This is a genomic window from Mesorhizobium sp. WSM4808, assembly GCF_055811675.1.
Map to the genome: position 1 here is coordinate 1 of NZ_JBVVQX010000062.1, position 1,227 is coordinate 1,227.

The 1,227-nt window shown below is 66.8% G+C and carries 3 protein-coding genes; all 3 read left to right on the forward strand.

Features of this window, described 5'->3' with window-relative positions; translation table 11 throughout:
* Positions 1-121: 121 nt before the first annotated feature.
* Complete coding sequence (tnpA, locus tag AC0L2U_RS34650; protein ID WP_473603693.1) at positions 122-475, forward strand: IS66-like element accessory protein TnpA; 354 nt, start codon at positions 122-124, stop codon at positions 473-475.
* The gene (gene tnpB, locus AC0L2U_RS34655) at positions 472-828 is read left to right on the forward strand and encodes an IS66 family insertion sequence element accessory protein TnpB (RefSeq protein WP_473603694.1); all 357 of its coding nucleotides are present in this window, start codon (positions 472-474) and stop codon (positions 826-828) included. Before tnpA ends, tnpB begins: the two co-directional genes overlap by 4 nt.
* Positions 829-897: 69 nt before the next feature.
* Positions 898-1,227 (forward strand): transposase domain-containing protein (locus AC0L2U_RS34660; RefSeq protein ID WP_473603695.1); only part of this gene is annotated, 330 nt, incomplete at its 3' end.

Below are 1,227 nucleotides of genomic sequence, written 5' to 3' on the forward strand. Positions count from 1 at the left end.
ACGATGTTCGGAGCCTTTGAGGGCTTCGACACATGACGATTTCAGAGCTTACGCTCAAATCCAGCGATCACGAGCCCGCGCGCCGGTTCGAGGTGTTCACGGGCTCCGGTCGGCGGCGCGAATGGCGCCGGGGGAGAAGGCGCGGATCGTGGCGGAAAGCTACGAAGCCGGCGCGACCGTGAGTGCCGTGGCCCGGCGGTATGCATTGTCCCCGCAGCAGTTGTTCGCCTGGCGTCGGGCTGCTCGTGTGCCGTTGGCGGAAGCGCTGGCACCGGAACCGTTGTTCGTGCCGGCAGTGGTGCCGGCTCCGAAGCCGGAACCGACGGGGAAACAACAGCCACAACGCAAACGGAAAGCTGCCCGCGACGCCGGCGTTATCGAGTTGGAGATCGACGGCGTCGCCATGCGGGTCGGCCGTGGCGCCGACGCCAAGACGGTGGCGGCGGTGATCCGCGCGCTGAAGGCGACGTCGTGATCGGGCCGACGGGTGCGGTCAAGGTCATGGTGGCGACGAAGCCGGTGGACTTCCGCAAGGGCGCGGAGGGCCTGGCGGCGCTGGTGCGCGAGACGATGGGCGCCGATCCGTTCAGCGGCGCGATCTACGTCTTCCGCGCCAAACGCACGGATCGGATCAAGCTGATCTTCTGGGACGGCACCGGCGTCTGCCTCTATGCCAAGCGCTTGGAGGACGGGGAGTTCCGCTGGCCAAAGGTTCAGGATGGCGTGATGCAGCTGACGGCGGCGCAGTTCTCGGCGCTGCTCGAAGGACTCGACTGGCGGCGCGTCCACGAGGCGCGCCGGACCCGTGTTCCAGCCCAGGCGGGCTGACCCGCGACCAAGTGAATCAGCCTGGATTCCGCTGTCGCGGGCTGTCGACGAATATGGTCTGATCCACTCATGGCGATGACGGCGGACCAGCTTCCCGACGATCCGGATGCGCTGAAGGCGATGGTGCTGGCGCGCGACGTCGAGAACGCCCGGTTGATCCAGATCATCAAGGAATTGCAGCGCCACCGCTTCGGCCGTCGTGCTGAGACGCTGCCGGAAGACCAGCTGCTGCTGGGACTTGAAGAAGCCGAGCAGATCGAGGCGGCCGGCGAGGAGGAGAACGAACAGGCTGCTCCCATGGAGCGTCAGGCGCGTGTCACCAAGCGTCGGGCGAACCGCGGTGCGTTGCCACCCCATCTGCCACGCACGGAGATGGTGGTCGACATCGAGGACCATGCC

Coding starts and splice junctions, on each gene's coding strand:
- tnpA (WP_473603693.1), top strand. CDS start 122: ATGGCGCCGGGGGAGAAGGCGCGGATCGTGGCGGAAAGCTACGAAGCC.